Annotated in this window: 10 protein-coding genes (1 of these 10 only partly in view); 3 read left to right on the top strand and 7 right to left on the bottom strand. The window is 39.3% G+C overall.

Annotated elements, in window-relative coordinates:
* Window positions 1-35 carry the final stretch of an IS1380 family transposase gene (locus NST18_RS02300; protein ID WP_088223398.1) on the top strand. The gene continues 1339 nt to the left of window position 1, outside the view, so 35 of the gene's 1374 nt are visible here — the last part of the coding sequence; its start codon lies off the left edge, out of view; it ends in the stop codon at window positions 33-35.
* Between the two features lie 195 nt (window positions 36-230).
* On the opposite strand, the gene NST18_RS02295 is transcribed toward NST18_RS02300, so the two are convergent.
* Window positions 231-527: a nucleotidyltransferase-like protein gene (locus tag NST18_RS02295; protein ID WP_004888919.1), complete on the bottom strand. Its 297-nt coding sequence runs from the start codon at window positions 525-527 to the stop codon at window positions 231-233.
* Window positions 528-648: 121 nt separating this feature from the next.
* Between NST18_RS02295 and NST18_RS02290 the strand changes: the two genes are divergently transcribed.
* Window positions 649-1011 (top strand): YgzB family protein, encoded by a 363-nt coding sequence (locus NST18_RS02290; protein WP_004888918.1) that lies wholly within the window; start codon window positions 649-651, stop codon window positions 1009-1011.
* Between the two features lie 23 nt (window positions 1012-1034).
* Here NST18_RS02290 and perR read toward each other — a convergent pair whose 3' ends face one another.
* From perR to NST18_RS02260, 6 genes are all read right to left on the bottom strand, one after another.
* Window positions 1035-1478: a peroxide-responsive transcriptional repressor PerR gene (gene perR, locus NST18_RS02285; RefSeq protein WP_004888917.1), complete on the bottom strand. Its 444-nt coding sequence runs from the start codon at window positions 1476-1478 to the stop codon at window positions 1035-1037.
* A 183-nt stretch (window positions 1479-1661) separates the two neighbouring features.
* On the bottom strand, window positions 1662-2123 hold the full coding sequence (gene bcp / locus NST18_RS02280) for a thioredoxin-dependent thiol peroxidase (protein ID WP_004888916.1): 462 nt from the start codon (window positions 2121-2123) through the stop codon (window positions 1662-1664).
* A 12-nt stretch (window positions 2124-2135) separates the two neighbouring features.
* On the bottom strand, window positions 2136-2534 hold the full coding sequence (locus NST18_RS02275) for a potassium channel family protein (protein ID WP_041637782.1): 399 nt from the start codon (window positions 2532-2534) through the stop codon (window positions 2136-2138).
* Window positions 2535-2578: 44 nt separating this feature from the next.
* A complete protein-coding gene (locus NST18_RS02270) occupies window positions 2579-3364 on the bottom strand; it encodes an ABC transporter permease (RefSeq protein ID WP_004888914.1) in 786 nt (261 codons plus the stop codon).
* Window positions 3365-3368: 4 nt separating this feature from the next.
* Entirely contained in the window at window positions 3369-4160 is a 792-nt protein-coding gene (locus tag NST18_RS02265) for an ABC transporter permease (protein WP_004888913.1), read from the bottom strand.
* Entirely contained in the window at window positions 4153-5148 is a 996-nt protein-coding gene (locus tag NST18_RS02260; protein ID WP_064214532.1) for an ABC transporter ATP-binding protein, read from the bottom strand. The genes NST18_RS02265 and NST18_RS02260 overlap by 8 nt, the downstream gene beginning before the upstream one ends.
* Before the next feature lie 133 nt (window positions 5149-5281).
* Between NST18_RS02260 and NST18_RS02255 the strand changes: the two genes are divergently transcribed.
* Window positions 5282-6577, top strand: a complete 1296-nt coding sequence (locus NST18_RS02255; protein WP_035018424.1) for a glutamate-1-semialdehyde 2,1-aminomutase — start codon at window positions 5282-5284, stop codon at window positions 6575-6577.
* Window positions 6578-6657 lie beyond the last annotated feature (80 nt).

Here is a 6657-nt window from a genome sequence, read left to right as displayed (position 1 = left end):
TGAATGTGTATCAAAAATGGAAAGAGGCAAGATAACAAACAGATGTTCGGGTACTCATATCCATCACTCCCCCCTGTACTTTTTTTGTCTCTTTTTTGGTTTGTATCTCCATAAAAGAGGATTTATCTCGTTTTCAAACATGAAAGTGGTGCAGGGAATCATCAAAAAAAGGGATGTATGGATCATATATCCATAGAACTAACACCAAAATCAAAGTTGATTTCCAACCATCACGGATTCAGGATTTTTCCATTTAACAACCAATTCATTACTTTACGATTTGAACCGAGCAACACCCATTCTTTTACTCGATGTTCATCTACAACGTACAATGATGCACTTTTTTCACCAAACACGTAATGTTTAATAAAAACCGCTTCTTCTCCCTCTCGAACGATAACGAATAAGATAACATCAAATAAATCCGTCTCCGGAGAATAATCCGATCCTCTTTCAACCATTAAAATACCGAGAGTGCGTGACTGACTAGCTCGCTCTTGGTAAATCGGGCGTAACACATCTTCCATAATCGAATCCTCCACTTTTCAACATTGTTTGACCGTATTCGACATTTTTAAAAAAACTCCTGCTTGGTTAATGCTTATCATTCAAAACTTATGATATAGTTATGCGTAGGAGGAGATAAATGTGGGTGTAAAATATTCAAGCAAAATTAACAAAATTCGTACGTTTGCGTTAAGTTTAATTTTTATCGGATTTTTCGTCATGTATGGAGGCATCTTTTTTCGTACATCGCCGATTGTTATGACATTATTTATGATTTTAGGACTGTTGTTTATTATCGCAAGTACAGTCGTTTATTTTTGGATTGGTATGTTGTCGACAAAGACGGTACAAGTCGTTTGCCCTTCATGTAACAAAGTAACAAAGATGCTAGGTCGAGTCGATGTATGTATGTATTGCAACGAACCACTCACCCTTGATCCAACACTCGAAGGGAAAGAGTTTGATGAAAAATATAATCGGAAAGTAAGGGACAAAAAAAGCTGATAGCATCGATGCTGCCAGCTTTTTTAATGATGTCCCTTTTGACAATCCGGGCACGTTCCGTAAATCTCCATCCGATGATGACTTACTTTAAAACCTGTCACATGTGCCGCTAAATCTTCTACTTCATCTAAGCCCGGGTAATGGAAATCGACAATTTTCCCACATGTTTCGCAAATAACATGATAGTGATGTGTCGTAACAAAATCGAAACGACTAGATGCGTCACCATACGTTAACTCTTTAACGAGACCGACTTCCTTAAACACGCGCAAATTATTGTACACAGTTGCGACACTCATATTTGGAAATTTTCCTTCCAAAGCTTTATAAATTTCATCCGCTGTTGGATGGGACATTGACTGAATCAAATATTCGAGTATCGCATGACGTTGCGGTGTAATACGGACGCCGGTTTCTTTCAACGCATGAAGCGCTTCTTTTAATTGATGTGCGTGCGTCACCGTCATGCCCCCACTTTCATTTATAAAAATTATAATTATTACTTTATAATTTTTATAAATAGTGTACAAAAAAATAAAACCTTTTGTCAATTGTATTTTCCGGAAAGAAAAAAGGACGACTCTACACAGAATCGCCACATACGTCTTTGAGGAGGTGTGTGCTCTACTATATCGTACGCAACGATTTCATTATTTGTTTAAGCTAATCGCCTGTTTTAAAGCGTTTAGCACCTCTTCAACATGCCCATTTACTTTCACTTTTCTCCATTCTTTTATAATTTGACCATCTGGGTCGATTAAAAATGTCGAACGCTCAATCCCCATATACTCTTTCCCAAAATTTTTCTTTAACTTCCACACATTATACAACTTCGCTACGTCTTGCTTTTCGTCGGCAAGAAGTAAAAACGGTAAGCAATGCTTTTCAATAAACTTTTTATGTCGTTCAATGGAATCAGGGCTGATTCCGATGACAACTGCCCCAAGTTCCGTGAATACTTCGTATTGATCACGAAACTCACAAGCCTCTGTCGTACATCCTGGCGTCATGTCTTTCGGGTAAAAATATAATACGATGTACTTCCCGCGAAATTGTGACAGCGTGACGTTTTCCCCATTACTTGCTGGCAATGTAAAATCAGGTGCTTTCATGATTCTCTCCCCTTACCTTCTTTCTGCATCTATCACCGTTCGGACAACAAAAGCGGCGGGTAGTGCGTAGCCGAGCAACGCTTCGACCATCGCAATCCACCGACCAATTCCAATCGGTACAATATCCCCGTAGCCGACCGAAAGTAATGTAACTGCACTAAAATATAAACTCGTTTCGACATATTGAAAAAAGTTAGAAGCGTTTATATTCTCCCCATTTTCCATCATAACAACATGTCCATTTATATGCAAAATTGTATACACGAGTGCAAAACCGATCATTGTCGTTGAATAAACAAATAAAATGGCAATAAAATTTTTCACTGAAATAACAGAACGTTTCGTTTGCCAAAACGAAATAAAACTCATACATATAACAAAAACGATCATGCCAATCCACACATACGTCACAACATCCCCTCCTGTTCCTTTATATATACGAGGGGATGTTTTATTTAATTCCCGGCACCACGATAACGTTTGACGCCCGCATTCCATAGCAGCAACGATAACGTAAAACATACAATGCCCATCACCGGTGTTAAAAATGAATACATATACCATTCCGTTTTACGCAAAAAATACGCCGACGGATACACGCCGACAAACGCAAACGGTAAAATCCATGTCAAAATGTAGCGAATAATACGATTATAAATATCAACCGGATATCTCCCGTAGTTTCCTATGTTATACATCATCGGCATAATTGAACTGCGCGCATCAGACCAAAAACTGATACTTGCTAACGAAATAAAAATGCCTGCGTAAACAAACGTTCCTCCTAGCACGAACAACACAAACAAAATCGCATCATACCAATGAAACGTTATATCCAATCGAGACGCAGCATACCCCATGACAATGAAACCGGTAATGCCTCCAAGGAGCGACTCGAGTTCCATTCGTTCAAGTACAATTTGAAATAAACTATGCACAGGTCGAGTTAACACTCGATCCATCTCTCCGCGCACAATATATCGTTCATTAAAATCCCAAATGTTAAAAAATGAAGCAAATAAAGCGAAAGGAATTAAAAAGAAACCGTAAATAAAAATAATTTCATCGCGCGTCCAACCGTTTAATAATTGCGTATGCCCAAATACAACAAGAATAAAAATTAAATTTACCCCTTGAAACATCAGATCAGACAAAAACTCAACAACCAAATCCGTTCGATATTGCAACTTTGTCTTAATATATTGGCTCATATATTGGAAGAAAATAGACATATAAAACATATGTTCACCCCCCTTGAATGATAAGTTTTCGTTTGGCTGCTTTCCATAGCAAATAAATCGGAACGATCAGTACGACACACCAAACGGCTTGAAACATCATTCCCCGCAACGCTTCACTCTCTGTAAAACTTTCCGTAAAAATCATGCTCGGAATATAGCTAATCGCTTGGAAAGGTAAATATTTCATCACATCTTGTGCCCATTCTGGATAAAAGCTGATTGGCAAAATAAGTCCTGAAAACAAATCAATAACAAACCGTTTAGCTCGGAGTAGTCCTTCCCCATTTAATGTAAAAAATGTAACCATTCCTGCAAGCAAATTGAGCTGAGAGTTAATGATAAAACTGAGTATTGTCGACAAGACGAAATATGCCCACGTATGCGCGTTCGTTGTAAATTGAAGCGAAAAAACGAATGTAACGATAACCATGCCCGGAAGCGAGAAGAAAAGTAAGCGAAAAATTCCTTCTCCAAGCCCTTGCATCGTTTTCATGACTAAATAGTTGTACGGACGAATCAGTTCAATCGCCACTTTACCATCACGAATTTCCATCGCAATTTCACGATCAATGTTATTAAAATAAAACGCTCTTGCCATCCATGCGATGGCGACATATGTCGTCATTTGATCAACTGTCATTCCTTGAATAGACGACTGCCCTCCATAAATAGCAGACCACAAAAAATAATACGCGCCGATATTAATGCTATAAATAAAAATGCCGCTATAATAATTCGTTCGATAAGCTAGCATCATTAAAAAGCGCATACGAATCATTTCAATATATTTACCCATGATGAATCCCTTCTTCATAAATGTTGCGAATAATTTCTTCCGTTGAAACTTCACGAATGTGAATATCTTTTAACTCATAGGAAGAAACAACTTTTCCGATCACATGTGCCATATCATTCGCGCGAACATGCGCAATCCAGCTGTATCGGTCTTCCCCTTGTTCCCATGTAACATGAACGAGCGATGTCAGCTCTTCTTTTGAAACAAGATCTCGAAATTGGAAGTGAATTTGTTTCCCTTCTCCCCAGTTTTGTTTTAAATGTTGCAATGACCCATCATAAATGATTTTCCCTTCATCGAGCATAATAACGCGTTCACAAAGCGCTTCGATATCTGTCATATCATGTGTCGTTAATAAAATCGTCGTGTTGTACTTCTCATTAATTTCTTTTAAAAACTGACGAATTTTTAACTTCACAAGCACATCTAAACCGATCGTTGGTTCATCTAAAAATAAAAGCGGCGGATTATGAATAAGGGCAGCAGCCAATTCACAGCGCATTCGTTGACCAAGCGATAATTTGCGCACCGGCTTATCAAGTAAAGGACCGATATCTAACGTTTCAATGACATGATCCATATGTTCGTTATAGTCTTGGTCAGAAACGCGGTATACTTTTTTTAACAACCGGAATGACTCTTGCACCGCAATATCCCACCATAATTGCGATCGCTGACCAAACACAACGCCGATCGTCTGCACGAAACGTTCCCGCTCTTTATGTGGATTCATCCCATTCACAACAACTCGTCCAGATGTCGGCGTTAAAATTCCTGTTAACATTTTGATTGTTGTCGATTTACCTGCTCCGTTTTCTCCAATGTATCCAACCGTTTCGCCCTGTTTGACAGCAAATGAAATATCGTCGACAGCACGAATGATTTTATAGTTTCTCGTGAACAAATCACGAAACGCTCCTGCTAAACCAGACCGACTAGAGTAAGATTTAAATTCTTTCCGTAGTTTTTCTACTTCAATCGCATACATGTTCCTCACCCCTTATGAAATCACTATTCACTAGTGTAACGAAAATGTTGAAACTCAACAAATGGTGTGCTCAAATAAATGTGATAAAATAAACACCATGAAAGAAATTTTACATAAAAGGAGGAGGCTTCGCGTGAATTTTACGAAGTCTGAACAATTATATCAAGAAGCGCTCGAACATATCGTTGGTGGCGTCAACAGTCCTTCTCGTTCATATAAAGCGGTTGGAGGCGGTGCTCCTGTCGTTATGGAAAGAGCACAAGGGGCATATTTTTGGGATGTAGATGGAAACAAATATATCGACTATTTAGCTGCTTATGGCCCTATTATTACTGGACATGCTCATCCGCACATTACAAAAGCAATTCAACACGCAGCTGAAAACGGTGTTTTATATGGGACACCAACACCGTATGAAATTACGTTCGCGAAAATGTTAAAAGAAGCGATCCCTTCCCTCGAAAAGGTGCGTTTCGTCAATTCGGGAACAGAAGCGGTCATGACAACAATTCGCGTCGCACGTGCATACACAGGTCGTGATAAAATCGTGAAATTTGCAGGTTGTTATCACGGCCATTCCGATCTCGTTCTTGTTGCGGCTGGTTCTGGACCATCCACATTAGGTACACCTGATTCAGCAGGGGTACCAAAAAGCATTGCACAAGAAGTGATTACTGTTCCTTTTAATGATGTCGATGCGTTTAAACAAGCTATGGATCGTTGGGGGAATGAAGTAGCAGCCGTTCTTGTCGAGCCTATCGTTGGTAACTTCGGTATCGTTGAACCAAAACCAGGCTTTTTACAAGCAATTAACGATATTGCTCACGCGGTCGGAGCGCTCGTCATTTACGATGAAGTCATTACAGCTTTTCGTTTTATGTATGGTGGCGCTCAAAACTTGCTCGGCATCGAACCAGACTTAACCGCACTCGGAAAAATTATTGGTGGCGGTTTGCCGATCGGTGCATACGGCGGTAGAAAAGAGATTATGGAACAAGTAGCCCCACTCGGCCCTGCTTACCAAGCCGGAACGATGGCGGGAAATCCCGCTTCCATTTTAGCTGGTATTGCTTGTTTAGAAGTATTACAACAAGAAGGCGTGTACGAACATCTCGATCATCTCGGCGCGATGTTAGAGGCTGGCATTTTAACACATGCGAAAACATACGATATTCCTGTGACGATTAACCGTCTAAAAGGAGCACTCACCGTATACTTTTCAACAGAAAAAGTAGAAAACTATGAACAAGCCGAACGAACAGATGGAGAAATGTTTGCTAAATTTTTCAAGCTTATGCTTCATCAAGGGATTAATCTTGCTCCTTCGAAATATGAAGCATGGTTCATTACATTAGCCCATACAGAAGAAGACATTGAATATACAATTAGAGCAGTAGAACACGCATTTAAATCCTTAAAAAATGAATAAATATACAAAATAACGAGGTGATACGTATGTTTTCACCTCGTTTTTTACGCTCAAAATCAATGAAAACGCTTACAAATTTC

The sequence above is a fragment of the Anoxybacillus sp. FSL W8-0104 genome, assembly GCF_038004465.1.
In the GTDB taxonomy this organism is placed as follows: domain Bacteria; phylum Bacillota; class Bacilli; order Bacillales; family Anoxybacillaceae; genus Anoxybacillus; species Anoxybacillus flavithermus_G.
The sequence above is the reverse complement of the archived record's forward strand: the minus strand, read 5'-3'. Positions and strand labels throughout refer to the sequence as shown.

Bases quoted from the DNA above. Each gene is read 5' to 3' on its own strand.
- NST18_RS02295 (WP_004888919.1), bottom strand. From the start codon at position 527: ATGGAAGATGTGTTACGCCCGATTTACCAAGAGCGAGCTAGTCAGTCA.
- perR (WP_004888917.1), bottom strand. From the start codon at position 1,478: ATGACGGTGACGCACGCACATCAATTAAAAGAAGCGCTTCATGCGTTG.
- bcp (WP_004888916.1), bottom strand. From the start codon at position 2,123: ATGAAAGCACCTGATTTTACATTGCCAGCAAGTAATGGGGAAAACGTC.
- NST18_RS02270 (WP_004888914.1), bottom strand. From the start codon at position 3,364: ATGTTTTATATGTCTATTTTCTTCCAATATATGAGCCAATATATTAAG.
- NST18_RS02265 (WP_004888913.1), bottom strand. From the start codon at position 4,160: ATGGGTAAATATATTGAAATGATTCGTATGCGCTTTTTAATGATGCTA.
- NST18_RS02260 (WP_064214532.1), bottom strand. From the start codon at position 5,148: ATGTATGCGATTGAAGTAGAAAAACTACGGAAAGAATTTAAATCTTAC.